Annotated in this window: 30 protein-coding genes; 18 read left to right on the plus strand and 12 right to left on the minus strand. The window is 73.7% G+C overall.

What is annotated here, in order from left to right; translation table 11 throughout:
• Positions 1-50 precede the first annotated feature (50 nt).
• Together Q2K19_RS23425 and Q2K19_RS23430 are read right to left on the minus strand one after the other, a co-directional pair.
• Positions 51-797: a lysozyme gene (locus Q2K19_RS23425; protein WP_302763739.1), complete on the minus strand. Its 747-nt coding sequence runs from the start codon at positions 795-797 to the stop codon at positions 51-53.
• 151 nt (positions 798-948) lie between these two features.
• The gene (locus tag Q2K19_RS23430; RefSeq protein ID WP_302763741.1) at positions 949-1,659 is read right to left on the minus strand and encodes an MBL fold metallo-hydrolase; all 711 of its coding nucleotides are present in this window, start codon (positions 1,657-1,659) and stop codon (positions 949-951) included.
• A 146-nt stretch (positions 1,660-1,805) separates the two neighbouring features.
• Between Q2K19_RS23430 and Q2K19_RS23435 the strand changes: the two genes are divergently transcribed.
• The 3 genes from Q2K19_RS23435 (at position 1,806) to Q2K19_RS23445 (ending at position 4,188) form a co-directional block, all read left to right on the plus strand.
• Positions 1,806-2,156 (plus strand): YciI family protein, encoded by a 351-nt coding sequence (locus Q2K19_RS23435; protein ID WP_302763742.1) that lies wholly within the window; start codon positions 1,806-1,808, stop codon positions 2,154-2,156.
• Positions 2,153-3,379: an RNA polymerase sigma factor gene (locus tag Q2K19_RS23440; protein ID WP_302763743.1), complete on the plus strand. Its 1,227-nt coding sequence runs from the start codon at positions 2,153-2,155 to the stop codon at positions 3,377-3,379. Before Q2K19_RS23435 ends, Q2K19_RS23440 begins: the two co-directional genes overlap by 4 nt.
• 95 nt (positions 3,380-3,474) lie before the next feature.
• Positions 3,475-4,188, plus strand: coding sequence for a hypothetical protein (locus Q2K19_RS23445; RefSeq protein WP_302763744.1), 714 nt, complete (start codon positions 3,475-3,477; stop codon positions 4,186-4,188).
• Positions 4,189-4,234: 46 nt separating this feature from the next.
• On the opposite strand, the gene Q2K19_RS23450 is transcribed toward Q2K19_RS23445, so the two are convergent.
• Positions 4,235-4,912: a TetR/AcrR family transcriptional regulator gene (locus Q2K19_RS23450; RefSeq protein WP_302763746.1), complete on the minus strand. Its 678-nt coding sequence runs from the start codon at positions 4,910-4,912 to the stop codon at positions 4,235-4,237.
• Positions 4,909-6,123, minus strand: coding sequence for an acyl-CoA dehydrogenase family protein (locus Q2K19_RS23455; protein ID WP_446839604.1), 1,215 nt, complete (start codon positions 6,121-6,123; stop codon positions 4,909-4,911). Before Q2K19_RS23455 ends, Q2K19_RS23450 begins: the two co-directional genes overlap by 4 nt.
• Before the next feature lie 330 nt (positions 6,124-6,453).
• On the opposite strand from Q2K19_RS23455, the gene Q2K19_RS23460 reads away from it, so the two are divergent.
• The 6 genes from Q2K19_RS23460 to Q2K19_RS23485 all read left to right on the plus strand — a co-directional run bounded on the left by Q2K19_RS23460 (position 6,454) and on the right by Q2K19_RS23485 (position 12,155).
• Positions 6,454-7,281, plus strand: a complete 828-nt coding sequence (locus Q2K19_RS23460; protein ID WP_302763748.1) for an ABC transporter ATP-binding protein — start codon at positions 6,454-6,456, stop codon at positions 7,279-7,281.
• The gene (locus tag Q2K19_RS23465; protein ID WP_302763750.1) at positions 7,278-7,994 is read left to right on the plus strand and encodes an ABC transporter ATP-binding protein; all 717 of its coding nucleotides are present in this window, start codon (positions 7,278-7,280) and stop codon (positions 7,992-7,994) included. Before Q2K19_RS23460 ends, Q2K19_RS23465 begins: the two co-directional genes overlap by 4 nt.
• 28 nt (positions 7,995-8,022) lie before the next feature.
• Complete coding sequence (locus Q2K19_RS23470) at positions 8,023-8,901, plus strand: branched-chain amino acid ABC transporter permease (protein WP_302763751.1); 879 nt, start codon at positions 8,023-8,025, stop codon at positions 8,899-8,901.
• Complete coding sequence (locus Q2K19_RS23475; RefSeq protein WP_302763753.1) at positions 8,898-10,037, plus strand: branched-chain amino acid ABC transporter permease; 1,140 nt, start codon at positions 8,898-8,900, stop codon at positions 10,035-10,037. Before Q2K19_RS23470 ends, Q2K19_RS23475 begins: the two co-directional genes overlap by 4 nt.
• Positions 10,038-10,087: 50 nt before the next feature.
• Positions 10,088-11,359 carry an ABC transporter substrate-binding protein gene (locus Q2K19_RS23480; RefSeq protein WP_302763755.1) on the plus strand — a complete coding sequence of 424 codons (1,272 nt, stop codon included), beginning with the start codon at positions 10,088-10,090 and terminating at the stop codon, positions 11,357-11,359.
• 169 nt (positions 11,360-11,528) lie between these two features.
• Positions 11,529-12,155, plus strand: coding sequence for a TetR/AcrR family transcriptional regulator (locus tag Q2K19_RS23485; protein WP_302763758.1), 627 nt, complete (start codon positions 11,529-11,531; stop codon positions 12,153-12,155).
• Between the two features lie 36 nt (positions 12,156-12,191).
• On the opposite strand, the gene Q2K19_RS23490 is transcribed toward Q2K19_RS23485, so the two are convergent.
• Positions 12,192-12,611: a MarR family winged helix-turn-helix transcriptional regulator gene (locus tag Q2K19_RS23490; RefSeq protein ID WP_302763759.1), complete on the minus strand. Its 420-nt coding sequence runs from the start codon at positions 12,609-12,611 to the stop codon at positions 12,192-12,194.
• A 121-nt stretch (positions 12,612-12,732) separates the two neighbouring features.
• On the opposite strand from Q2K19_RS23490, the gene Q2K19_RS23495 reads away from it, so the two are divergent.
• Positions 12,733-14,484: an ABC transporter ATP-binding protein gene (locus tag Q2K19_RS23495; protein WP_302763762.1), complete on the plus strand. Its 1,752-nt coding sequence runs from the start codon at positions 12,733-12,735 to the stop codon at positions 14,482-14,484.
• Positions 14,485-14,554: 70 nt separating this feature from the next.
• Positions 14,555-15,241, plus strand: a complete 687-nt coding sequence (locus Q2K19_RS23500; protein WP_302763764.1) for a VOC family protein — start codon at positions 14,555-14,557, stop codon at positions 15,239-15,241.
• Between the two features lie 6 nt (positions 15,242-15,247).
• Here the strand turns inward: Q2K19_RS23500 and Q2K19_RS23505 are convergent, their stop codons facing one another.
• Positions 15,248-15,463 carry a hypothetical protein gene (locus Q2K19_RS23505; RefSeq protein ID WP_302763766.1) on the minus strand — a complete coding sequence of 72 codons (216 nt, stop codon included), beginning with the start codon at positions 15,461-15,463 and terminating at the stop codon, positions 15,248-15,250.
• Positions 15,464-15,492: 29 nt separating this feature from the next.
• Between Q2K19_RS23505 and Q2K19_RS23510 the strand changes: the two genes are divergently transcribed.
• Complete coding sequence (locus Q2K19_RS23510; protein WP_302763767.1) at positions 15,493-16,017, plus strand: M23 family metallopeptidase; 525 nt, start codon at positions 15,493-15,495, stop codon at positions 16,015-16,017.
• A 25-nt stretch (positions 16,018-16,042) separates the two neighbouring features.
• Here the strand turns inward: Q2K19_RS23510 and Q2K19_RS23515 are convergent, their stop codons facing one another.
• From Q2K19_RS23515 to Q2K19_RS23530, 4 genes are all read right to left on the minus strand, one after another.
• Entirely contained in the window at positions 16,043-17,053 is a 1,011-nt protein-coding gene (locus Q2K19_RS23515) for a hypothetical protein (protein ID WP_302763768.1), read from the minus strand.
• 296 nt (positions 17,054-17,349) lie between these two features.
• Positions 17,350-17,559 (minus strand): type II toxin-antitoxin system VapB family antitoxin, encoded by a 210-nt coding sequence (locus Q2K19_RS23520; protein WP_302763769.1) that lies wholly within the window; start codon positions 17,557-17,559, stop codon positions 17,350-17,352.
• A gap of 68 nt (positions 17,560-17,627) precedes the next feature.
• Complete coding sequence (locus Q2K19_RS23525; protein ID WP_302763771.1) at positions 17,628-17,930, minus strand: hypothetical protein; 303 nt, start codon at positions 17,928-17,930, stop codon at positions 17,628-17,630.
• Positions 17,931-17,932: 2 nt separating this feature from the next.
• Positions 17,933-18,211, minus strand: coding sequence for a DivIVA domain-containing protein (locus Q2K19_RS23530; RefSeq protein ID WP_302763772.1), 279 nt, complete (start codon positions 18,209-18,211; stop codon positions 17,933-17,935).
• Positions 18,212-18,529: 318 nt separating this feature from the next.
• Here Q2K19_RS23530 and Q2K19_RS23535 point away from each other — a divergent pair, with 318 nt between their 5' ends.
• From Q2K19_RS23535 to Q2K19_RS23555, 5 genes are all read left to right on the plus strand, one after another.
• The gene (locus Q2K19_RS23535; RefSeq protein ID WP_302772725.1) at positions 18,530-18,769 is read left to right on the plus strand and encodes a winged helix-turn-helix domain-containing protein; all 240 of its coding nucleotides are present in this window, start codon (positions 18,530-18,532) and stop codon (positions 18,767-18,769) included.
• 139 nt (positions 18,770-18,908) lie between these two features.
• Positions 18,909-21,839, plus strand: a complete 2,931-nt coding sequence (locus Q2K19_RS23540) for a M36 family metallopeptidase (RefSeq protein WP_302763776.1) — start codon at positions 18,909-18,911, stop codon at positions 21,837-21,839.
• A gap of 264 nt (positions 21,840-22,103) precedes the next feature.
• Positions 22,104-22,475, plus strand: coding sequence for a ribonuclease domain-containing protein (locus Q2K19_RS23545; protein ID WP_302772727.1), 372 nt, complete (start codon positions 22,104-22,106; stop codon positions 22,473-22,475).
• Between the two features lie 61 nt (positions 22,476-22,536).
• Positions 22,537-22,962 (plus strand): barstar family protein, encoded by a 426-nt coding sequence (locus Q2K19_RS23550; protein WP_302763778.1) that lies wholly within the window; start codon positions 22,537-22,539, stop codon positions 22,960-22,962.
• A 51-nt stretch (positions 22,963-23,013) separates the two neighbouring features.
• Positions 23,014-23,343: a nucleoside triphosphate pyrophosphohydrolase family protein gene (locus tag Q2K19_RS23555; protein WP_302763780.1), complete on the plus strand. Its 330-nt coding sequence runs from the start codon at positions 23,014-23,016 to the stop codon at positions 23,341-23,343.
• A gap of 9 nt (positions 23,344-23,352) precedes the next feature.
• On the opposite strand, the gene Q2K19_RS23560 is transcribed toward Q2K19_RS23555, so the two are convergent.
• Together Q2K19_RS23560 and Q2K19_RS23565 are read right to left on the minus strand one after the other, a co-directional pair.
• Positions 23,353-24,072: an HD domain-containing protein gene (locus Q2K19_RS23560; RefSeq protein WP_302763781.1), complete on the minus strand. Its 720-nt coding sequence runs from the start codon at positions 24,070-24,072 to the stop codon at positions 23,353-23,355.
• A gap of 7 nt (positions 24,073-24,079) precedes the next feature.
• Positions 24,080-24,574 carry an ATP-binding protein gene (locus Q2K19_RS23565; protein ID WP_302763783.1) on the minus strand — a complete coding sequence of 165 codons (495 nt, stop codon included), beginning with the start codon at positions 24,572-24,574 and terminating at the stop codon, positions 24,080-24,082.
• Positions 24,575-24,759: 185 nt separating this feature from the next.
• Here Q2K19_RS23565 and Q2K19_RS23570 point away from each other — a divergent pair, with 185 nt between their 5' ends.
• Positions 24,760-25,398 carry a DedA family protein gene (locus Q2K19_RS23570; RefSeq protein WP_302763786.1) on the plus strand — a complete coding sequence of 213 codons (639 nt, stop codon included), beginning with the start codon at positions 24,760-24,762 and terminating at the stop codon, positions 25,396-25,398.
• Positions 25,399-25,429 lie beyond the last annotated feature (31 nt).

Below are 25,429 nucleotides of genomic sequence, written 5' to 3' on the forward strand. Positions count from 1 at the left end.
ACGGACGCCGCGCCGGCGGCGGGCCGTGCGGCCCGCCGCCGGCGAACGGGTCAGCAGGGTCCGTTGCAGGCCAGCACCTTGAGCCGGTCCAGGGTGCCGTTCCAGACGTTCTGGTCACCCGGGAAGGTGCCCGAGGAGGCCCACTGCCAGAACGAGTACGTCCCCCAGCCGGCCGGCAGGGTGCCGACGCTGCTGGAGTAGCGCGCGATCCAGAGCGGGTTGTTGGCGGCGAACTGCGAGGTGTTGCCCGTGCAGGTGGTCCACCAGTCGGTGGTGGTGTAGATGGTGGCCCACCGGCCGGTGCGGGCGTAGTACTGGTTGACGAACGAGGCGATCCAGCTGCGCATCGAGGCCTGGCTCAACCCGTAGCAGGTGGCGCCGTACGGGTTGTACTCGATGTCGAGCGCGCCGGGCAGCGTCTTGCCGTCCTTGGACCAGCCGCCGCCGTGGTCGACGAAGTAGTTGGCCTGGGTGGCGCCGCTCGAGTTGCCCGGCAGGGCGAAGTGGTACGACCCGCGGATCATCCCGACGTTGTAGGAGCCGTTGTACTGCTGGGCGAAGTACGGGTTGGTGTAGGACGTACCCTCGGTCGCCTTCACGTACGCGAACCGGGCGCCGTTGTTCCAGGCGGCGGACCAGTTCACGTTGCCCTGGTGGCTGGAGACGTCCATGCCGGGCAGGCCGGCCGGCGCGGCGCTGGCGGGAGTCGCGCCGACGACGGCCGAGGCCGCCAGGGTGACGGTGGCGAGCAGGGCCGTGGCGGCCGTACGCAGCGCCGATCGAAGGGGACGGTTCATGCTTCCTCCCTGGGGGTTACCGCTTGTGGCGGCGGGACGAAAGGAACTGTCAGTATTAGGTCACACGGTGGAGAATTCTTGCAATAGATACATGGAAGTTTTTCTCTGTCTGCGGACAGGGTGGCGGGTGGCCCGGTGCCGGGGTGGCGGCTCAGCCCAGGCGGCGGAGGAAGGCCCGGACCTGCTCCCGGGCCCGGTCGGTGAGCTCGGGGCCGTGGGTGAAGGCGGCCACGTCGTAGTCCAGCTCGCCCAGCACGTGCGCGGTCCGCTGGGTCATCCGGAAGTCGGTGCAGAACGACCGCACCGGCCAGCGCACGCCAGCCACGTTGAACAGCGCGTCCCCGGTGACCAGCACCCGGGTCGGCTCGTGCAGCAGCGACACGTGCCCCGGGGAGTGGCCCGGGGTGTGCACCACCCGCAGGCCCCCGCCGACGGGCAGCACATCGCCGTCGGTCAGCGGCTGGGCCACCGCGACCGCCGGGAACCGGCCGCCGGCCAGGCGGGTGAGCAGACGCCCGACCGTGTTCCCGCCGCCCTGCGGCGGCACCCGACCGGACTCGGCGTAGGGGACGTCGGCCCGATGCGCGGCGACCGGTGCGCCGGTGCGCCGGGCCAGCTCCGCGGCCCCGCCGGCATGGTCCGCGTGCGCGTGGGTCAGCACGATCCGGGTCACATCGGCGGGGGTCTTGCCGATGGCCGCCAGCCCGCGCACGATTCGGGCCGGGGCCCGTCGCATCCCGCAGTCGACCAGCGTGACCGAGCCGTCGTCGTCGACGAAGGCGTAAGAGTTGACCATGGCGCGACCGACGGTGGGGATGCGCCATACCCCGGGGGCGAGCGGAACCGCTGCGGCTCGTGCCATGCCCCCGAGTGTCGGGCGCTGGCGACGGTCGATCAACACCCGGGTCGGGGAAATCCGTCGGGCCGGCGTGTCGATCCGGGGGGTCCTGGTTCGTGTGGAGGGTGTAGGGGCCGGGAGAGACCGGCCGCCGGACGAGGAGGCAACCCGTGAAGCAGTACCTGATCAGCATGTACCAGCCGGCCGGTGAGCAGCTGCCGGACCCGGAGTTCCTCGCTGACGTCATGCGCAAGGTCGACGCGATCGGCCGGGAGCTGAAGGAGTCCGGGGCCTGGGTCTTCGGCAACGGCCTGCACGCGCCCGAGACCGCCACCGTGCTCCGCCCGCAGGGGGACGAGGTGCTGGTCACCGACGGGCCGTACGTCGAGGGGAAGGAGTACCTGGGGGGCGTCACCATCGTCGCCGCGCCCGACCTCGACGCCGCCCTGGAGTGGGGCCGCCGCTACGCCCTGGCGACGACCCTGCCGATCGAGGTGCGCCCCTTCCAGGGCGAGGTATGACCGCCCCCACCGACGTCGAACGCGTGTTCCGCGCGGAGTACGGCCGGGCGGTCGCGGTCCTGGTCCGCGTCCTCGGTGACATCGACCTCGCCGAGGAGGCGGTCCAGGAGGCGTTCGCCACCGCGGTGGACCGGTGGCCCACCGACGGGCCGCCGCCGAGCCCGGCCGGTTGGCTCATCACCACCGCGCGGAACCGCGCGATCGACCGACTGCGCCGTGAGGCGTCCCGCGCCGACCGGCACGCGCAGGCCGCCCTCCTGTACGCCCCGGACCCGCCGGCCGAGGAGGGCCCCGTGCGTGACGACCGGCTCCGCCTGATCTTCACCTGCTGCCACCCGGCCCTCGGCAGCGCCGCCCGGGTGGCGCTGACCCTGCGGCTGCTCGGCGGCCTCAGCACCGCCGAGATCGCCCGCGCCTTCCTGGTGCCCGAGTCCACCATGGCGCAGCGCCTGGTCCGGGCCAAGGCCAAGATCCGCGACGCCCGGATCCCGTACCGGGTGCCGCGCGAGGCGGACCTGCCCGACCGGCTCCGGGCGGTGCTGGCCGTGCTCTACCTGATCTTCACCGAGGGGCACACCGCCAGCTCGGGGGAGGGGCTGGCCCGCGCCGAGCTGTGCGCCGAGGCGATCCGGCTGGGCCGGCTGCTGGCGGAGCTGATGCCGGACGAGCCGGAGGTGCTCGGGCTGCTCGCGCTGATGCTGCTCACCGAGGCGCGGCGGCCGGCGCGGACCGGATCCGACGGGGCGCTGGTGCCGCTGGGCGAGCAGGACCGGGGTCGCTGGGACGCGGCCCTGATCGCCGAGGGGCAGACCCTGGTCCGGCGCTGCCTGCGGCGCGACCGGCCCGGCCCCTACCAGATCCAGGCGGCGATCAACGCGGTGCACAGCGACGCGGCCACCGCCGCCGACACCGACTGGGGGCAGATCCTCACCCTGTACGACCAGCTCCTGGCGTACACCCCCGGGCCGGTGGTGGCGTTGCACCGGGCGGTCGCGCTGGCCGAGGTGGCCGGGCCGGCCGCCGCGCTGGCCCAGGTCGACCCGCTGGACCTGCCCGGCTACCACGTCTTCCACGTGGTCCGCGCCGACCTGCTGCGCCGGCTCGGCCGGCCCGCCGAGGCCGCCCGGGCCTACGACGCGGCGATCGAGCTGACCCACAACGCCGTCGAGCGGGCGCACCTGCGGCACGCACGTGACCTGCTGCCCGGCCCCGTCGTCGGCTGACCGGTGGCCCACCACCCGCCGGTTCGGTGGAACCGGAACCGGGCCGCCGGTGGGAGCGTCTGAGGTGGACAATGGGCGCGTTCCGGGGGTGGGGGATGAGCCGGAACCGGGTGTGGGGTTGGGTGCTCCTGGCGCTGCTCGCCACGCTGGTGGCGGGCGGCTGGCTGCTCGTCGCCGATCTGCTCTGGACGGTGCCGGCGCCACGGCTGGTGCTGGCCGCGGTCCTCATGACGACCGCCGCGCCCGGGCTGCTGGCCTGGCGGCGGCGCGGCGACCGGTGGCCCCCGGTGGTGACCTTCCTGGTGGCCGCCCTGGTCGGCGTCGGCGTCGTGCGGAGCATCGAACCGAGCACCGGGGTGGTGGCCCGGGTGCTCGCGGACATCCCGGTGCCCCCGGACACGGCCAACCCGATCGACACGTCCGGCTGCCGGTGGTGCGTCGGGCTGCTGTCGCCACCGCCGGCGCCCCGCGCCGATCGCGGGGTCGTGACCACCGACCCCGATCGGCTCTGCCGGGAGATCGTCGCCCGGGCGCAGGGTTCCGGGTGGACCCTGCGCGGCTGGACGGACGCCTCCTGCGGCGCCTACCTGACCCGGCCGGCGCCGTTCGGCGCGTACGGTCTTGAGGTGACCGCCAACGAGTCCATCCCCGGTTTGGCGCAGACGATCAGCCAGGTCGGCGACTACTGGCTCGGGCCCGCGGTGTGGCTGACGGTGATCGCGCATCCGCCGCAGGACGGTCGCGCGATCCCGGTGGCGGACCCGTCACTCGGTCCGACTCGGCCGGTGGCACCGTGCTGGACCGCTTGAGGATCCTGCCGGTGGGTCCCGCCGGCAGGGTGGGGTAGCCGTCCGCTCATCGGTCGCGCGCTGGCGTCGGCGTGTCCCCCGGGGCGCGGAGGCCACTGACGAAGAGCGCGACGAGCTGCTCGCCGACCTCGGCGAAGGACAGCGGCCCGCTCGGGTGGAACCAGGTGTGGATGTTGCCCAGGGCGCTGAGGAACGTGTGGGTGATGACCGTCGCCGAGACGTCGGTCCGCACCGCGCCGGCGCGCTGGCCCTCGGCGACCAGGTCACGGAAGAGCTCGTGGTAGCGCCGCCGCTCGCGGCGGGTGGCCTGGGCGTGCTCGTCGTCCAGCAGGTGTGCCGACCGGGCCCAGACGGTGAGTTCGTCGAGGTGCTCGGCGGTGTGCCCGACGACGTCGCGGGCCGCGGCGCGGATCCGCTCCTCGACCGGCCCGGCGCCCTGGGCGATCTCCCGCAGCCGCTGGGTCTGCTCGGCCAGCAGGTCCCGGTAGATGCTCGTGAGCAGCTCCGACTTGGAGCCGAACCAGTGGTAGAGGGCGCCCTTGGTGACCTCCGCCGTCGCCACGATCTCCTGGACGCTCGTCGCGTCGTAGCCGCGCCGGGCGAACAGCTCCGTCGCGGCCGCCACCACGCGCTGCCGGGCCGACCCGCGGGGCGCCCGCCGCCGGCCGCCCACCGGCCCGTCGGTCGGGGGAGCCGTGACGGGCTCGGTCGCCGCAACCGTCACCGCGACCCCAGCTGCCGGCGGATCTCCTGGCGGGCGACGTCGCGGACGTGCACCTCGTCCGGCCCGTCGGCGATGCGCAGCGTACGGGCGCCGGCGTACATCGCCGCGAGCGGGAAGTCGTCGGAGACGCCGGCTCCGCCGTGCACCTGGATCGCCCGGTCCAGGACCTCCAGCGCGACCCGCGGCGCCACCACCTTGATCGCGGCGATCTCGGTACGCGCCGCCTTGGCGCCGTACCGGTCGATCATCCAGGCCGCCTTGAGCGTGAGCAGTCGGGCCTGCTCGATGGCCATCCGGGACTCGGCGATCTGCTGCTGCACCACGCCCTGCCGGGCCAGTTCCTGGCCGAAGGCGACCCGCGAGGCGGCGCGGTGGACCAGCATGCTCAGCGCCCGCTCGGCCAGGCCGATGGCGCGCATGCAGTGGTGGATCCGGCCGGGGCCGAGCCGGGCCTGGGCGAGCGCGAAGCCGCCGCCCTCCTCGCCGAGCAGGTTGGCCGCCGGCACCCGGACGTCGGTGAAGACGACCTCGCCGTGGCCGTGCTGGTCGTGGTAGCCGAAGACGGGCAGCGAGCGGATCACCTCGATCCCGGGGGTGTCCACCGGCACCAGGACCATCGACTGCTGGCGGTGCCGCTCCGCCGCCGGGTCGGTCTTGCCCATCAGGATCAGCACCGCGCAACGCGGGTCGGCGATGCCGGTGGTCCACCACTTGCGGCCGTTGATGACGTAGCTGTCGCCGTCCCGCTCGATCCGGGTGGAGATGTTGGTGGCGTCGCTGGACGCGACGTCCGGCTCGGTCATCGCGAAGGCCGACCGGATCTCGCCGGCGAGCAGCGGGCGCAGCCAGCGCTCCTTGTGCTCGTCGGTGCCGAACATGTGCAGGATCTCCATGTTGCCGGTGTCCGGCGCGGCGCAGTTGAGCGCCTCCGGGGCGAGCTCGATGGAGCGGCCGGTCAGCTCGGCGAGCGGGGCGTAGTCGACGTTTGACAGCCCGGACAGGTCGGGCAGGAACAGGTTCCACAGGCCGCGGCGGCGGGCCTCGGACTTCAGGTCCTCGACCACCGGCGGCAGGTGGTGCCGCTTGCCGGCGGCGGCCAGCTCGGCGCGCTGGGCCGCGTAGACCGGCTCGGCCGGGTAGACGTGCTCGTCCATGAACTCCTGGAGGCGCTTGAGGTGCTCGCTCGCCCGGGCGCTGGGTTCGAAGTCCACGAATGCCTCCCATTGACTGGCCGGTCGGCCGCTCGCTACCGTCGCCGGACGCGAACATACCGGCTGGTCGGTATGCCGTCCAGACTGCCCGACGCGACCGGCAAGCTGCTCAAGCGGGAACTCAAGTCGGCCGGGAACCCCGCACCGGAAGTGCAATAGTCGCGGCCGGTGGGGGCGGCGCCGTCCGCCTGGACCTGCGCTGTTACGGCACCGTAACGAAGGCATTGACGAACTGCTCTTGAAAAGTACACTCCCGGTGTAATAACCGCCCCATGCTTCGCCCGAGCCGCACCGCGCACCCCCGACGCCGCGTCTTTTCCGAGGTGAAGGATGACCCCACCACCGACCCCCGCGGACGGCATCGACCTGGCGCTGCACCACGTCGGCGTGCGGTTCGGCGGCCTGGTCGCCCTCGACGACGTCTCGCTGCGGGTCCCGCCCGGCCGGATCGTCGGCGTGATCGGCCCCAACGGCGCCGGGAAGACCACCCTGTTCAACGTGGTCTGCGGGTTCGTCCCGCCCACCGACGGTTCGCTCACCCTGGACGGCCGGCCGTTCCGGCCCCGCCCGCACCGGCTCACCCGCCTCGGCATCGCCCGGACCCTTCAGGGCGTCGGGCTGTTCCCCGGCCTCACCGTCCTGGAGAACGTGCTGGCCGGCGCGAGCCACGCCGCCCGGGCCGGCTTCGCCGCCGCCCTGTTCGGCCTGCCCCGCAGCGACCGCGACGAGCGGCGGCTGCGCGGGCAGGCCCTCGACCTCCTCGCCGAGCTGGGCGTCGGGCAGCACGCCGCCGCGGTCCCGGCCACCCTGCCGTATGCGGTGCGCAAACGGGTCGCCCTGGCCCGCGCCCTGATCGCCCGGCCCCGCCTGCTCCTGCTCGACGAGCCGGCCGGCGGGCTCAGCGCCGAGGACGTCGCCGAGCTGAGCGAGCTGATCACCACCCTGCCCGACCGGTCCGGCGGCGCCTGCTCGGTCATGCTCGTCGAGCACCACATGGATCTGGTCATGTCCGTCTGCCACGAGATCGTGGTGCTCGACTTCGGCCGGGTGATCGCCGCCGGGACGCCGGACCAGGTGCGCGACGACCCGCTGGTGACCGAGGCCTACCTCGGCGCCGAGGTGCCGGCCGAGGCGTCCCCGACGGGAGCCGGCTCGTGAGCGCCATCCTGGAGGTGGCGGCGGTCAGCGCCGGCTACGGGCCGGTGCCGGTGCTGCGGGACGTGACGTTCACCGTGCCCACCGGGACCATCGCCGCGGTGCTCGGGGCCAACGGGGCCGGCAAGACCACCCTGCTGCGTACCCTGTCCGGGCTGCTGCGGCCCACCGCCGGCCGGGTCCGCTTCGACGGCGCCGACCTGCGCGGGGTCCGCGTCGAGCACCTGGTGCGGCGCGGCCTGGCGCACGTGCCCGAGGGCCGCGGCGTCGTGGCCGAGCTGACCGTGCAGGAGAACCTGCGCCTGGGTGGGCTCTGGCGGCGGGACCGGGCCGACGCCCGGCGGGCCCAGGACGAGGTCTACCAGCTCTTCCCGGCGCTGGCCCGGCGGCGAGGGCACGCCGGGCACCAGCTCTCCGGCGGGGAGCGGCAGATGCTCGCCCTCGGCCGGGCGTTGATCGCCCGGCCCCGGCTGCTGCTGCTCGACGAGCCGTCGCTCGGCCTCGCCCCCCGGGTGACCGCGCAGATCATGGCGCTGCTGCGGCAGCTCTGCGACGGCACCGGGCTGACCGTCCTGCTCGTGGAGCAGAACGTGCGCGGCGCCCTCGCCATCGCCGACCAGGGCGTGGTGATGTCGCTGGGCCGGGTGGTCACCGCCACCCCGGCGGCCCAACTGCGCGACGACGACCAGCTCCGGCACGCGTACCTCGGGTTCTGACGGCCCGCCTCGCAGGAAGGATCCGCGGTTGGACCGGTTCTTGTTCCTCACCTTCGACGGGCTGTCCACCGGCGCCGTGTACGCCGCGTTCGCCCTGGCCCTGGTGCTCATCTGGCGGGCGGCCCGGCTGGTCAACTTCGCCCAGGGCGCGATGGCCGTGGCCACCGCGTACGTCGGCTACGCGGTGGCCTCGGCCACCGGCTCGTACTGGCTGGGGCTCGGCGCCGCCATGCTGGCCGGCCTGGCCCTGGGCGCCCTCGTGGAACGGGTCCTGATGCGCTTCGTCGGGCATGCCAACCCGCTCAACGAGGTGATCGTCGCGCTCGGCCTGGTGCTGCTGATCCAGGCCGTGCTCGGCATGGTCTTCGGCAACGGGTACCGGCCGGCGGCCGCGCCCTTCGACACCGACGCGCTCACCGTCGGCGGGATCGCCGCGCTGTCCCCGTACGACCTGTGGGTGCTCGGCGCGGTGCTGGTGGTCGTGGCGCTGCTCGCGCTGCTGTTCACCCGGACGCCGATCGGCCTGCGGATGCGGGCGTCGGCGTTCGCGCCTGAGGTGTCCCGGCTGCTCGGCGTCGACGTCGGCCGGATGCTCACCCTGGGCTGGGCGCTGGCCGCCGCGGTCGGCGCCCTCGCCGGCATGCTGGTCGTCCCCACCGGGCTCGGGCTGCACCCGCACGCGATGGACCTGGTCTTCGTCGTCGCGTTCACCGCCGCCGTGGTGGGCGGCCTGGACAGCCCGCCCGGCGCGGTGGTCGGCGGCCTGCTGGTCGGCCTGATCCTGTCGTACGTCACCGGCTACCTCGGCCCGGACACCACCCCGCTGGCCGTCCTCGTCCTGCTGCTGGCGGTGCTCCTGGTCCGCCCCGGCGGGCTCTTCTCCAGCGCGAGAGCGAGGCAGGTATGACCGCCACCCGGCCGGAGACCTCCACCGTGGACCCGCGACCCGGCGGAGCCCGGGCGCTGCGCCGGCTGCTTCCCGGCCCGTCCGGGAGCAGCGGTGCGGGCGGGTCCACCCTGCTGCGCCACCTGGTCCGCGCGGTGCTCGCCGGCACCCTGGTCGTGCTGGCCACGAACCAACTGCCGCCGTACCAGAACCTCCAGGTGGCCCGGGTCTGCGCGTTCCTCTGCGTCACCGCCGGCTACACGGTCCTGGTCGGGCTCAACGGTCAGCTCTCCCTCGGGCACGGGGCGCTGATGGCGACCGGCGCCTACACCGTCGCCCTGGTGCAGCGGGGCGTCGACGAGCGGGGCGGGCAGGGCCGGTGGATCCTGCCGCTGTCGCTGCTGCTCGCCGTCGCGGCGACCACGCTGGCGGGGCTGGTCATCGGGCTGGCCGCGGCGCGGCTGCGCGGGCCGTACCTGGCCGGCGTGACCCTCGCGGTGGCGACCCTGGTGCCGGCGCTCACCACGATCTTCACCGGGGTGTTCAACGGCGAGCAGGGGCTCCGCTTCCCGGCGGAGACGCCGCCGGCGTTCCTCAGCGCCTACTTCCAGCCGGAACGCTGGCTGGCCTGGATCGCGCTGTGCGCCTCGCTGCTGACCGTGCTGCTGCTGGCCAACCTGGTACGCAGCCGGTTCGGCCGGTCGCTGCGCGCCGTCCGGGACGACGAGGTGGCGGCCCGGCTCGCCGGTATCCACGTCGCCCGCACCCAGGTGCTCGCCTTCGTGGTCAGCGCCGGCTGCGCCGGCCTGGGCGGCGGCGTGTACGCGGTCCTGACCGCCACCGTCGCCCCGGGCAAGTTCGCCCTCGACCTGTCGCTGTTCCTGCTGATGGCGATCGTGATCGGCGGCCTGGGCAGCCTCGCCGGCGCGGTCTGGGGAGCGGTCCTGCTGGTCGCGCTCCAGGAACTGCCCAGCCTGGTCACCGAGACCCTCAGCCTGCCGCCGGGCCTGGCCCAGCGGCTGGAGGGGAACCTCGCCCTGGCCGTGTTCGGGCTGATCCTCATCGTCGTCATGCTCGTCGCCCCGGGCGGTCTCCAGGGCGCCGCGCGGGCCCTCGCCGCCCGGCTCCGACCCCGCCGCCGGGCGCCGAGCCGCTGACCCACCCGGTTCCACCCACCCGTTCGCACGCCGCACCGGATTGGAGAACCATGCACCCCACCGCCCGCCGCGTTCTCGCGGCCGCCGCCGGCCTCACGCTGCTGATCGGCGTGTCGGCCTGCGCCAACGACGAGCAGCAGGCGACCGAGAACGTCCCCGGCGTCACCGACACCGAGGTCGTCATCGGCACCCACCAGCCGCTCACCGGTCCCGCCGCCCCCGGCTACTCGAAGATCTCCGCGGCCACCAAGGCGTACTTCGAGCACGTCAACAGCAAGGGCGGGGTGAACGGCCGGAAAATCGTCTACAAGGTCATGGACGACGGCTACAACCCGGCCAACACCGAGAACGTGGTCCGCAAGCTGGTGCTCGACGACAAGGTCTTCGCGCTCCTCGGCGGCCTGGGCACCCCCACGCACACCAACGTGCTGGAGTTCGTGAAGGCGCAGAAGGTGCCCGACCTCTTCGTCTCCTCCGGCAGTCGCAACTGGAACCAGCCCGACAAGTACCCGACGACCTTCGGCTGGCAGCCCGACTACACAGTCGAGGGCAAGATCCTGGCCACCTTCGTGAAGCAGCAGTTCCCGGGCAGCAAGGTGTGTCACTTCGGGCAGAACGACGACTTCGGCCGGGACTCCCTGGCCGGGGTCGAGAAGGTCCTCGGGTCGGTGGCGGCCAAGCAGACGTACACCACCACCAACCAGCAGGTGGGGCCGGCGATCGGGGCGCTCAAGGCGGCCGGGTGCCAGGTGGTGATCTCGGCGAGCATCCCCGGCTTCACCGCGCTGGCCATGGGCCAGGCGGCCGGGCAGGGGTTCCGCGCGCAGTGGGTGGTGTCCAACGTGGGCGCCGACTACACCACGCTGGCCGCTCAGCTCGGCGACAAGAAGGTGATCCTCGAGGGCATGATCGCCGACAACTACCTGCCCATGGCCGGCGACACCGCCAACCCGTGGATCCAGGAGTTCACCAAGATCCACCAGCAGTACAACGCCGCCAATCCGATCGACGGCAACGCGATCTACGGCTACTCCATGGCGTACACCTTCGTGCAGGCGCTGCTCGCCGCCGGCAAGGACCTCACCCGGGAGAAGCTGGTCGACGCGGTGGAGCGGGGCGGCTTCCGGGGGCCCGGCCTCACCCCGTTCCGGTACCGCGGCGACGTGCACGCCGGGTACAGCGGCGTGCGGTTGAACAAGGTCGAGAACGGCGCGCAGACCTACTTCGGATCGACCTGGACCACCGACGACGGCGACGGGGCGGTCACCGAATTCACCGAGCAGCCGACCACCCCGCCGGCGAACGCCATCCCGACGACCTGACCGCGAGCCGGCCGGGCCCGACCGCGGGCCCGGCCTGGCCGCTCGGTACGTTCTCCCGTATGCCGGTCGCGCCGTGCCGCGTGCCGCTGCCGTTCCTGCTCACCGATGGCACCGGGTCGATACACTGCCGGTGCAAATTTCCGGCAGGGCGTACCCAGGGAGCCGTCGCATGATCGAGGTGGACGCCGACGTGCCGGCGCGGGTGGACGGGCGGGCGGCGCGGGCCGAGCGCACCCGGGCCGCCATCGTCGAGGCGCACCTGGCGCTGATCGACGAGGGTGACCTGCGGCCCACCGGGGAGCGTATCGCCGAACGGGCCGGGGTGTCGCTCCGTACCCTGTGGACCAACTTCAAGGACATGGAGACCCTGTTCGCCGCGACCGGGCGGCGGGTCGGCGAGCGGCTGGACGCGCTCTGGCGGCCGATCCCGCCGGCGCTGCCGCTGACCCGGCGGATCGCCGAGTTCTGCGACGAACGGGCCCGGATGCTGGAGGTGTTGGCCCCGTCGGCGCGCGCCTCCGCGCTGCGCGAGCCCTTCTCGCCCCAGCTGCGCCGCAACCGCGAGCTCGCGATCACCCGGGTGCGGCGGGAGATCGAGCTGGTCTTCGAGCCGGAGCTGGCGCACGCGGGGCAGGGGCGGGAGCAGTTGCTGGACGCGCTGACCGTGGCCAGCACCTGGGCGGCCTGGGCGATGATGCGCGACGCGATGGGGCTCGACGTCGAGGCCGCCCGGGCGACCCTGGCGCGTACCCTCGGCGCGCTGCTGGTCGACGCCATCGCCGCCGGCCTGCGCTGACGGGGAGGCTGGCCGGGTCGGCCGGCACGCCGTCGGTCAGTCGTCGCGCAGCCGGCGCAGGATCCGGGTCAGCTCGGCCCGGTCGTCCGCGTCGAGGGCGCCGAAGAACCGCTCGGCCTCGGCGGCCCGGGCCACCCGGATGGCCTCGCCGACCCGGCGGCCCTCCGCGGTGGGCGCGACCAGGGTGGCCCGCCGGTCCACCGGGTCGGGCCGCCGCTCGACCAGCCCGCGCTCCTCGAGGCCGTCGACCACCTCGGTGGCCGAGCGGGGGGCGATGCCCAGGTGCTCGGCGAGGACGCTGGGCCGGACCGCGCCGTGCCGCATCAGCACGGCGAGCGCCCGGGCGTGCCCCGGGTTGATCTCCCACGGTTCGAGGGTGCGCTTGGACTGGTGGCGCAGCCGTCGGGCCACCGCCCAGAACGTCTCGGCCAGGCTCTCCTCGTCGCTGCCGGTCACCGGAATACGGTAGCAGCGCTTCCTGTTGTTACCTCATGATGAGGTAGCCTCAGCAATATCCCCCGACGAGAGAGAGCACCCCTTGGATGGACTCCGTGGCGGCCGCGGCGGCGGCCGAACAGTGACCCCCGCCGAGAAGGCCCAGGCACGCGAGGTTTCGCTGCGCCGGGTCGGCGGCCTCTTCGCCGTCCACCGCGGCCGGCTCGTCGTGGTGGTGGCGATCATCGTGGCGTCGTCGATCATCGCGATGGCGTCGCCCTTCCTGCTCCGTACGGTGATCGACCGGGCCCTGCCGGAGCGCGACCTGACCCTGCTCGCCTGGCTCGTCGCCGGCATGGTGGGGGTGGCGGCGGTGACCGCCGTGCTCGGCGTGGCACAGACCTGGATCTCCACCCGGGTGGGCCAGGAGGTGATGCACCGGCTGCGCACCGACGTCTTCACCCACCTCCAGCGGCAGTCGATCGGGTTCTTCGTCCGCACCCGCACCGGTGAGGTGCAGTCGCGGATCACCAACGACATCGGCGGCATGCAGACGGTGGTCACCTCCACCGCCACCGCGATCGCCGCCAACCTGACCACCGTCGTCGCCACGGCGATCGCCATGGTGGCGCTGAGCTGGCGGCTCTCGCTCGTGTCGGTGGTCGTGCTGCCGCCGGCCATCTGGCTGACCCGCCGGGTCGCCCGGCTGCGCCGCGAGATCACCGCCCAGCGCCAGCGGGAACTGGCCGACCTCAACGTCACCGTCGAGGAGGGGCTGTCGATCAGCGGGGTCCAGCTCGCCAAGACCCTGGGCGCCGGAGCCGCGCTGATCGACCGATTCACTGCCTCCTCGGCGCGCCTGGTCGACCTGGAGCTCCGCTCCGAGCTGGCCGGCCGCTGGCGGATGGCCTCGATGACGGTCATCTTCGCCGCCATCCCCGCCGTCATCTACCTCGGCGCGGGCCTGCCCGGCACCGCCGGCACGCTGACCATCGGCACCCTGGTCGCCTTCACCGCCCTGCAGGGCAGCCTGTTCCGCCCGCTGATGGGCCTGCTCAACGTGGGCGTCTCGCTGACCGCCTCGCTGGCGCTCTTCGCCCGGATCTTCGAATACCTCGACCTGCCGGTCGAGGTCGCCGACCCGCCGCGGCCGGTGGCACTCGACCCGGCGCGGACCCGCGGTCACCTGCGCTTCTCCGACGTCACCTTCAGCTATCCGGGCAGCGACACCGCGGCGGTGGCCGGGGTCAGCCTGGACGTCCCGGCCGGCACCAGCCTGGCCCTGGTCGGCGAGACCGGGTCCGGCAAGAGCACCCTCGCCGCGCTGATCAGCCGGCTGCACGATCCCGACGCCGGCCGGATCACCATCGACGACGTCGACCTGCGCGACCTGCGCCTGGCCGACCTGGCCGCCGTGGTCGGCGTGGTCAGCCAGGAGACCTACCTGCTGCACGCCACCGTGCGGGAGAACCTCCGGTACGCCCGCCCGGACGCCACCGACACCGAGATCGAGGCCGCCGCGCGCGCCGCGCAGATCCACCACCTGATCGCCGCGCTCCCCGACGGCTACGACACCATGGTCGGCTCCCGCGGCCACCGGTTCTCCGGCGGCGAGAAGCAGCGGCTGGCCATCGCCCGCACACTGCTGCGCGACCCGCGGATCCTGGTGCTGGACGAGGCGACCAGCGCGCTGGACACCGAGACCGAACGCGCGGTGCAGCGCGCCTTCGACGAGCTGGCCCGGGGCCGCACCGTCGTCACCATCGCGCACCGCCTCTCCACCGTCCGCGACGCCGACCAGATCGCCGTGCTCGACCACGGCCGGATCGTCGAGTCCGGCACCCACCAGGGCCTGCTCGACCGCGCCGGCCGGTACGCGTCGCTCGCCGCCTGAGCGCTTGTACCGGAAAAACACCCGATCTCCAAGACCCGAGTTACAGGTCCGTGGTGGGTACAGTGGCGCGGTGCATAACGGAGTGCAGGCCCAGGTGCCGGTGCTGTACGTCGCGGACGCCGACCTGGCCCGGCCGTTCTACGAGTGTTTCGGCTACTCCGAGGTGCGCTCCGGCGGTGACGGCGACTCCCGCTGGTCCTATCTGCAGTGCGGGGAGCTGACCCTGCTGCTGGCGGCGGTGAAGCCGCGCCTGGTCACCGTCGCGCTGCCCCTGCTCGTCTACCTCTACGTCGACGACCTCGCCGCCACGATGGCCCGGCTGACCGCCGCCGGGCACGCCGTCGAGCGGGCCGGTCACCCCGAGCACGCCCCCGGCGGCGAATGCCGCACCGCCGACCCCGACGGCAATGTGGTGGTCTTCGGGCAGCGCCGGGGCGCCCCCGAGCAGTCCCGGGGCGCGGAGTCCGGCAGGGAGGCGCGCTTCTCGCTGATCCGGGAGGCCGCCGCGGCGGCCAGCCGGCGCGGTCTCGCCCCCGCCCGCTGCCAGATCGGCGGCCCGCGCGGCGAGCCCTGCGAGGAGCCGGCCGAGGTGAAGCTCGCCGACGCGTGGGGCGACACGGTGTGGGGGTGCCTGGCCCACGCCGACGAGACGCTGCTCAACGCCCGCGGCGCGTTCCTGGCCACCGAGGACGGGATGGGCCTGGCCGCCTTCCTGCGCGCCCGCCAGGCCCAGCCGGACCGGGCGGCGCAGAGCTGACCCGGGTCACCGCCGGCCGAGGCGGGAGGCCAGGTCCGGGGCGGCCCGGATCGGGTCGTCCGCCCAGCGGCTGGCGAACACGTCGTGCAGCCGCCACCCGGCCCGGGTCAGCGTCCGCTGCCGCTCCAGGTGCGCCGACACCCCCTCCGGATGCACCGCGCAGACCACCCCCACGGCGTTCGCGTCCGCACCCACGCAGAGGTCGACCCGCCACCGGCCCACCGGGTTCGTTCACCGGCGCCCGGTGGCGCTTGCTCGCGCTGCTCACGGTCGGCGTCGTCGTCGGGGCGCTGCTGGGAGTGCAGCCCGCGCAGGCGGCCGGGCCGGGCTTCCGGATGCCGTTCCTGTGCGGCCAGACCTGGCAGGGCAACAACTGGAACGGGCACAGCCCGGCCCACTCCATCGACTGGAACCACTACGACGCGAACGGCAACCCCGACGACTTCGGCCGGCGGGTGGTCGCCAGCGCCGGCGGCACCGTGCTGGAGTCGTACTACTCGACCACCACCGGCTACGGGAACACCATCGTCATCGGGCACGGCGACGGCTGGCGCACCCGGTACGCCCACCTCAGCGAGCGCCTGGTCGCCGAGGGCGACACCGTGAACCAGGGCACGGTCATCGGCAAGGTCGGCGCCTCGTCGGCCAAGTACGACCTCAGCCCGCACCTGCACTACGAGCAGATCCACTACGGCAGCGTCGTCGTCTCGGTCATCCAGGGTGTCACCTGGTCCGACTACCTCAAGCGCAACCAGACCAGCACCAACAACTGCTGACCCGGCGGCCGGTTGCCCGCCGGACTCAGGCCTCGGGGGGCTCGTCCTCCGGATCGCCCCGCTCCGGGTCGTCCGGCGACGGCGTCTCGCCGGGCTCGGGCCCGGGTGGCGGAGCGGTGGGTGGCTGCAGGAAGGGGTCGCTCAGGGGGAACTGCAGCTCCACGCCGGAGTCCGGCCGGGGGCCCGGGGGACGCTGCTTCCCGGCCGGCTGCGGCGCGGCTTCGGCCTCCGGCGGTGCCTGCCGCTGTCGCGGCGGTCGCTCCTCCCGCAGCGCCTCCGGCATGCCGTCCGTCGCCGCGGTGCCGTCGTCCTCCGTCTCCGCCTGCTCGCGTCGGCGCCGCTCCCTGGCATACGCCGCTCGCTGGCGCTCGAGTTCGCGCTCCCACTCGAGAGCGATGCGCTGATCCCAGTACGGCTGCAGGAGCTTGCGGACCGGCTCGTCCAGGTGCACGGACACGTCCGGCTCACAGCTGAAGGTGAAGTCGTCGCGCTCGTAGCTCCGGGGGAAGGCGTTGCGGTCGGTCAGTGCGGCCTCCAGCGCCTTCGCGAGCTCACGGGGGCGATCCGGCGGGATCTCGGCGGCGCACCGGGCGACGATACGTCGCAGTCGCTGTGTCGCCTGGGGCTGGAAGTAGTCGACGTACCAGCCGAACAGTTCCGGCCGAGTGTTGTCGGAGGACCAGGTGACCGTGGCGCGGACGACGAAGTTGTACACCTGCCCCTGGGCCGGCACCACCATGGTCGGGGAAACCCGCCGGTCGACGAGCGTCACCGCGGTCGGCTCCGGTTCCTGGTCCGGCCAGCTCAACTGCTTCAGGATGGGCTTGGCGGCCGTCCACAACTCCTTCGCCCGGCGCCGCGCCGTCGTCCAGAGTTCACGGGCGCGGGCGAGCCACCGCTCCCACCGGCCCGGCGCCGGCTGCGGACTGTCGGCGACCGGGCCGCCCTCCGAGGTTCCGCTGCTGCCGCCCGCTGGGCTGGTGTCGTCCTCCTTGCCAGCGCGGGAGCCGTCGTCGGCGCCGGACGTCCCGGTCATCGCACCCCTCTCCGGTCGAGCAGCCGCGCGTCGCCCGGCAGCAGGGTGTGCGCCGGGTGCGGTCGGGCGAGGGGTGCGCGGAGGCGCCCGTCGGCGCTCCGCCGCCCCACGCTAACAAGTCGGCACGGCGGGGCGCGGCAGCCGCGCGGGCGGCGAGATTGGGGCGTGTGGATCACCTCGCTCTCCACCGCACCGCACATCGCCAGCAGCGCCCGGCCGGACAAATCGTCGAGCACGGGCGCCACCGTGTGTGCGGGCCAGCGGACGAGCGCCGTCGAGAGACAAGGTTCGTGGGCTCACACTGTGTCCGGCTTGGCTGCACCCGTTCCACGGGTCAGGGCGGGAAGCCCTCCGGTCTTGAGCCAACCGGCGAACTCGCGCCGCTTCTCCCGGTTGACCACGGCCTCAAGAGCGGCGTTGACCGTGGCCCTTTTCGTCGTGGTGCCGAGGATCTCCGACGCCGCCGCAAGCAGGTTGTCGTCAACGTCCAGGATGGTTCGCGACATGGTACGGACCTCCCCTCCTACTGACGGCCAGTCAACACCGATGACCTCAGGACTCCCCGTAGTTGATATCACCGCCGCAGCGGGCCCGCCTGGCTCGATGGACCGGGTGCCGCGTAGGGGTGGGTGACACGGGAGCCGTTCAGGGCCGGGGTGCTGACGGCGCGGCGGAGGCCGGCGAGCTGGACGAAGACCTCGCGCCGGTCGACCGCCTGGCCGCGCCGGTCGATCACGTAGCCGGTCAGCCAGACCCAGCCGGTGTAGGTCGGACGAGGGCAGACCGCGACGACCCGGAAGGTCAGGGCGCGGTCGCCAGCGAACTGCACCGAGGCGCGGCCGTCGATCCGCAGCAGGTCGCCCGGTTGCGGCCGCACCGCTACCAGGGGCCTTCGTTCGGTGGCCGGCACTCCCGCGCGTGCATGGTCTGCCAGTCGCGCAGCGCCCGCTTGAGCCGCTCGTTCTCCTCGCCGAGCTGGCGGATCCGCCGGTGGAGATCGGTCAGCTCGTCGGCGACCAGGGCCTGGAACTCGCGTACCTGATCGGGGTCGACGCCCCGCCGGCGCAGGTCGAACGTGCGGGTCCGCGCCTCGTGCGCGGTCAACCGGGCCGGCAGGCCGGTCCCGTAGGGCTGGCCACCTCGATACACCTGGGCCACGTCGGTCCTTTCTCGGGCAGGCGGGAACGCGGAGGGTCGGTGCGGTGGGTCTGGAAGGGCGGGCCGTCCGCATGCCGGCCGCGGACGGCCCGCCGGCTACGCCGCCGCAGCCCGGTTCAGCGGTACGACAGCGGAGCAGTTCGGTGGGTCGGGACGGGCACGCGCACCCGCCCCGACCAGGGGGATGCCTCTGCACCTTGTTGCCACGCAAGGGGAGAGGCACTCATCAACTTAGCTGTCCCAGTCGGCTGAGTCAAACGATGAGTTGTTGCGAGGTGTCGGTGCGTGATCGAATTGGCGTGCCACGCAGGGGGAGTCATGCCGATCACCGCCGACTACATCCGCATCGCCGACGAGATCGTTGCCGACATCAGAGCTAAGAAGCTCAAGCCGGGAGACAAGCTGCCCTCGATCGTGCAGCTCGCGGCGAGGTACAAGGTCAGCCCGTCCACCGTCAAGCAGGTCTACGTGCGGCTTGAGGCGCTGCGTGTGATCTGGCGTCACCAGGGCAAGGGCGTCTTCGTGAATGACCCCAAGCTCTGGATGCGGGAGCCGTAGTCGGCCTGACAGCAGCTGGACCTCGTCGGACCCGCGGCATCGATGCAATGCCATTTGTGGATGTTCGGCCGGTGTCGACGGTCCTGATGAGCTGGTCGGATGGCAGGACGAACACTGCCGTTCGACGACAGGAGGGACCGTGCGCACACCATCGCGTGCGACGACGGGAGCCACCGCGCTGCTACTCGCGGCCGGGCTGGTCCTGACCGCAGGAGCTGGCGGCCAGGCGGCACCCAGGGACGAGATCCGGACCCAGGCGCAGCCCGGCACCCTGCCGGGTGACAGCCACGACAGCAAAGCCAGGGACAACCGCACGGGGCGGACCGCGCCCACCGACCGGCAGCGGGACCGGGCCGCCGCGCTCGGGGCCCGGGTCCGCTGGACCGACTTCGGCACCCCGGCCATGCTGACCTCGACCGGCCGGCCGCTCGCCACCGGGCTGCCCGCCGACCCGGCCGCCGCGGCGCGGGCGTACGTGGCGGCCAACCGGGACCTGCTGGGGCTGACCGCCGACGGCGCCGCGGCCCTGGAGCAGTTGACCGTCGCCCCGATGGGCGAGGGCGCCACGGTGCTGTTCCGGCAGCGCTTCGGCGACCTGCCGGCCGCGGTGGACGGCCTCCTCGCGGTCGGCGTACGCGACGGCGCGGTGTGGCACGTCAGCTCGTCGCTGGCCCGGGACGGTGGCGCCCCGGCCGCGGCCACGCTCAGCGCCGAGCAGGCGCGGCAGGCCGCCGTGGCCGACGCCGCGCTGACCGACCCGACGATCCTGCGGACCTCACTGGTCGCGGTGCCGACCGCCGACCGGGGCGCGCGGGCCGCGTACGAGGTGGTTCTCGGCGCGGACGTCTCCGGCGCGGAGCCGGCGGCCTTCGCGACCTACGTGGACGCCCGGGACGGCAGCGTGCTGGTCCGCGAGGACCTGGTCGACCACGACTCCGACAACCCGTCGTGGGACGTCTTCCCGAACTCGCCGTCGGTCGACAAGTCCTCCACCGACACCCGGGTGCGCTGGTGCTTCCAGCCGGGCGCCGGGTGTGACGAGATGGTCGGCACTTCCGCCTCGCTGCCCTGGGACGTGGGCCCGGCCACCGGGACGTCCACGGCCACGACGAAGGGCAACAACGCGACCGCGGTGCAGAACTGGTTCAGCAACGACCCGTTCAGCGTGGGCACCGAGACCGCCACGCCGCGTCCGGACCGCACCTTCGCCTACCCGTGGACCAACCAGTGGTACGAGCAGAAGTGCAGCCCGGACACCTTCACCTCGCCGCAGGCCAACGACATCGACGCGGCCCGGGCGAACCTGTTCGCGATGCACAACCGGATGCACGACTGGTCGTACCACCTGGGCTTCACCGAGGCGACCTGGAACCTGCAGCAGGACAACCTGGGCCGCGGCGGGCTGGGCAGCGACGCCGAGCAGGGCAACGCGCAGGCCGGTGGGGTCAGCGGCGGCCCGCCGAACTTCGCCGCCCGGGACAACGCCAACCAGATCACCCCGCCGGACGGCATCGCCCCGACCACCAACATGTACCTGTGGCAGCCGATCGCCGGCTCGTTCTACGCGCCCTGCGTGGACGGCGACTTCGACATGTCGGTCATCGCCCACGAGTACGGCCACGCGATCAGCAACCGCATGATCGCCGGCCCGAACGGCGGGGTGAGTTCGCCGCAGGGGATGAGCGAGAGCTGGTCGGACCAGCTCGCCATGGAGTACCTCTACGAGCACGGGTACGCGGCGCCGGGCCGGAAGGGCTTCACCATCGGCGAGTACACCACCGGCGACCCGGACGCGGGCATCCGCAACTACAACATGAGCGACAGCCCGCTCAACTACAGCGCCATCGACTACGACTTCGTCGGCCTCCAGGTGCATGCCTCCGGCGAGGTGTGGTCGGCCACCAACGCCGACATCCGCGCCGCGATGCTCGCGCGGTACGGCACGGGCGACGCCGCGCTGCAGAAGTCCTGCGCCAACGGGGCGACGCCGGTGACCGCCTGCCCGGGCAACCGGCGCTGGATCCAACTGGTCTTCGACTCGTTCCTGCTGATGGCCGTCAGCCAGGTCAGCATGGTCGACGCCCGGGACGCGATGCTCGCCGCCGACCGGATCCGCTTCGGCGGGGCCAACCAGGACCTGCTCTGGAACGCCTTCGCCGCCCGGGGCCTCGGTGAGGCCGCGGCCAGCGCCGGCAACGCCGACGTCAACCCGACGCCCGGCTTCACCTCCCCGTACGCCGACGAGGCGGTGCTGACCTTCAAGCCGGTCGACGACGACGTGGCCGTGCCGGGAGCGCAGCTCTTCGTCGGGCCCTACCAGGCGCGGGCCGTGCCGGTCGCCGACTCCGACGCGGCCACCCCGCTCACCGACCAGGTGCGCCTGGTCCCCGGCACGTACGAGTTCGTCGTCCGGGCGCCCGGTTACGGGCACGTCCGGGTCGGACCGCTCACGGTCAAGGCCGGGCAGGTCCGCGACCTGGCGGTGCAGCTGCGGCGCAACCTCGCCTCGACCACCGCGGGCGCGACGGTCAGCGGTGACGGGATCAACCTGGCCCGGATCGCCGACGACGACGAGGCCACCAACTGGGCCTCGCTCGGCACGCCGGTCGCCGGCCGGCAGGTCACCGTCGACCTGGCCGGCGGCGCGCAGCAGGTCCGCCGGGTGCAGGTCAGCGCGATGCTGCGTCCGCCGGTCGCCGGTGACCCGGACGCCGGCACGCAGAGCCGGTTCTCGGCGCTGCGTCAGTTCCGGGTCCTCGCCTGCACGGCGGGGGCCGGGGTGACGTGCGCCGACGCGGCGGACTTCCAGGTGGTCTACACCAGTCCGGCGGACGCCTTCCCGTCGGTGGCGCCCCGGCCGCGGGCCCCGGAGCTGCTCGTCCGGTCGTTCGACATCCCGCGGACCAAGGCGACCCACCTGCGGGTCGAGGTGGTGACCAACCAGTGCACCGGCGCGCCCGACTACGCCGGTGAGCAGGACGCCGACCCGCGGGCGGCGACCGACTGCGCCACCGCCAGCCCGCAGGCGGGCAACGTGCGGATCGCCGAGTTCCAGGCGTTCGCGCAGTAGGCGACGGGGTGCGGGTGGGCGGCGATCGCCGCCCACCCGCATCCTTGCCATGCAGCGTTCACCCGGCATTGTGGAACGGTTTCCGACGGGGGTCTGTACGGCGGAGAGGATCACCGCCAGACTGGGCGTGATCAGCAAACGAAGCTGATCGATGTGTTGTCGCTCCAGGACAGGGAGGATCCCTTGACCGCACCCGCGACCCCGCGCCCCGCCACTGGCCCCCGCGTGCGCCGCTTCTTCGGCGCGTTCGCCCTGCTCACGGCCATGGTCGCCACCGCGCTCGTCGGCCCGTCGGTGGTGTCGCCGAAGCTCGCCGAGCCGGCCCAGGCCGCCGTCTACAGCTCCTGCACGATGACCCGCTGCACGGACGCCCGCACCGCGCGCTCCGGCTGGTCCGCCAAGGGCTTCCCGACCACCCGCGGCTGGTACTCGTGGAGCGGCGGCCTGTGCAACTTCGCCGGCGGCCGGTTCTACAACTACGAGGGCCAGCTCCCCACCAACGCCACCTACTACGAGTACGACGTCTACCCGCGCGCCTGTGGCGCGTCCCGCGACGCGTACCGGATCGTGGTCAACAAGAGCACCGGCGCTACCTGGTTCTCGCCCGACCACTACGCGAACTTCTACCGGCTCTGACGGCGGCGGTCGGGCCGGACCGCCCCGGCGGCCCGGCCCGACCGACGGGAAGGATGGACGGATGCCCGCAGCCAACCCGCCGGCCTGGCTCGCCTTCGACGACGGGTCCGGCGCGGACCCGACCGCGACCACCCTCGCCGGGCCCGGCGCCCGCGACCGGGCCGGGCTCTTCGACGCGCTGACGGCGGCACTCGCCCTGCCCGACTGGTTCGGGCGCAACTGGGACGGGCTCGCCGACGTGCTGGCCGACCGGCTCGACGCCGGCCCGCTCACCCTGGTCGTCGAGGACGCGGGGGAGTTGCTGGTCGACGAGCCCCCGGCGCAGCTCGGCACCCTGCTCGACGTGCTCGGCGGGGTCGCCGCCGGCGGGCACCACCCGCTGCGTGTGGTGCTGCGCGACCGGGCGGACCGGCTGCCCGCGCTGCGACACCGGATCGCCGCCGCCCTGGGCGGCCACGTCGGCGCCCCACCGCCCGACCCCCGCTGACCACCCCGCGAAGCGGGGCGGGTGAGCGGGGTTCGACCATACTGGTCCGCCATGGACCTGGACGAGTATCAGCGCGGCGCCCTCCGTACCGCCGCTCCACGTGACAGAAGGAACGAGCTGCTCCATCTGGTGCTCGGGCTGGTCGGCGAATCGGGCGAGATCGCCGAGAAGTTCAAGAAGTGGGTCCGAGACCTCGACAGCGACGAGTCGCGGATCGACCGGGCCGACATCGCCAAGGAACTCGGTGACGTGCTCTGGTACGTGGCGGTGCTCGCCGACTACCTCGATCTGTCGCTGGACGACATCGCGGCGGCCAACCTGGCCAAGCTGGCCTGCCGCCAGGGCCGTGGCGTGCTGGGCGGCAGCGGCGACAACCGCTGAGCCGGAGGGTCAGTTGGGCTGGTCGAGGATCGCGCTGAAGCGCTCCTCGGCCAGGTCGAGCTGGCCGAAGATGTGCCGCTTCACCGGCGCGGACAGGGGCGTGTCGGGGCGGGCGATGAGATCGCGGTAGACCGGCACCAGCGGGCGGTACTTGGCGGCCGAGCGGGCGACCTTCGGCCCGATCGTGTGGATCACGCCGACGCCGTTGTCGGTGAAGTCCGACACCTTGATCACCCGCGCCCAGGGCTCCCGGTCCAGGCTCGCCGCGACGTGCTCCCGGTACTGCGCGTGCCGGTCGCGCCCCGGGTCGTACGCCGGGTTGGTGACCGCGCCGACCAGGCGGGCGACCCGCGGGCCGAACCGGGCGGCCAGCGCGGCCAACGCCGCCGCCGTCGGGTTCTCGGCAGTGCCCGGGCCGGCCAGCTCCGCCGGGTGGTCCTCCACCGCGTCGTGCAGCAGGCCGGCGACGATCACGTCCACGTCCCGCACCTGGTAGTGGTGCATCATCCGGATCGCCACCCGGAGCAGGTGGTTGAGGTACGGCTCGCGGACCCGCCGGTCGTCGCGGTGCAGGTCGGCGGCGAGGTCGAGGGCGGCGGTGAGGCGGCCCCGGGCGATGTCGTCGAACGCCTCGATCTCCAGCCGGAACCGGGCCAGCAGGCCCGGCTCGCCGTGGATCTCGGTGATCGCGTGCATCGGCATGGTCGCCAGGTACGCCGGGAACTCCATGCGTTTCTTATAGCTGATCTTCGCCGCCGGCGGGCCCCGCCGTCGGGCACCCGACCGACGTCAGCCGCTTGACCAGGCGCACGGTGGTCCCCTCCGGGGTGCCGACGATGGTCGTCTCGTCCATCATCCGCGCCATGATCAACCGCCCCCGGCCCCGATCGGTGCCGTCGCCGCCCGCGTTCTCCCGCCAGCCGCCGTGGTCGCGCACCTCGACCTCCAGCCGGTCGTCGCGCAGCTCGGCCCGCAGGGTGGTGATCCCACCAGGCGCGAAACGGTACCCGTGCTCGATCGCGTTGGCGCACGCCTCCCCGGTGGCGATCAGCACCGTCTCGACGTCCCACTCGTCCACGCCGTGAGCGTGCAGCCAGCGCCGCAGCCGGGCCCGGGTGGGGGCGAGCTGCCCCGGGTCCGCCGGCACGCCGAGGGTGAGCACCGGGTCGGGCCGGCGGACGGCCGGCGCCGGGTCGTCCCGGCCGGACCCGGCGGCCGTCCCATCCTCCACCCCGGCCCCCTGTCCCGTGCGCGCCCCCCGGGCCCGCCGGTCGCCGGCTGCCCCGTCCCGGGCTATTGTCCCCGCCGGTCCCGGGCTTCAATCCCCGACCCGGCGGTTCGGCCGGGACCGCGGGCCGCGCCGTCGATCGCGCCGGAGCCCGGGCGGGCCCGGCGGTCGCGGGCGACAATCGGCGGATGGACCGGCTGCTGAACCTCCTGGTGGCGCTGCCGCCCGCCCTGGTCCTGGCGCTGGTCTTCCTGCTCCCGGCGCTGGAGGCGTCGACCTTCCTCGGCCTGGTCGTACCGGGCGAGATCGCGGTGCTGATCGGCGGCGTGCTCGCCCACGAGGGGCGGCTGCCGCTCTGGGCGGTGATCGTGGCGGCGGTCGCCGGGGCGGCGCTCGGCGACCAGGTGGGCTACCTCGTCGGCCGGCGCTACGGCCGGCGGCTGCTGGACCGGGTGCCCCGACGGGTCGCCCGCTCGGGTGAGCTGCGCCGGGCCCTGGACCTGCTGCGCCGCCGGGGCGCGATGGCGGTGGTGCTGGGCCGGTGGGCGGCGGCGCTGCGGGCGTTGGTGCCCGGGCTGGCCGGGATGAGCGGCCTCCCGCGCCGCGCGTTCACCGTGGCGAACGTGGCCGGCGGCGCGCTCTGGGCGGCGACCGTGGCAGTGCTCGGCTACCTGGCCGGGGCGTCGTACCGGCTGCTGGAGCGGCGGCTGGGCTGGGGCGGCGAGGCGGTGCTGGCGCTGGTGCTGCTCCTGGTGGTGGTGCGGGTGATCCGGGCCCGCCGGCTCGCCGCCCGCGAGCGGGAGGCGGCCGGTTCCCCCCGCGGATGACCGGCCCCGAGGCGGGGAGGAACGCCGTCCG

Origin of the sequence: Micromonospora sp. NBRC 110009, assembly GCF_030518795.1 — a bacterium.
Classification (GTDB): Bacteria; Actinomycetota; Actinomycetes; order Mycobacteriales; family Micromonosporaceae; genus Micromonospora.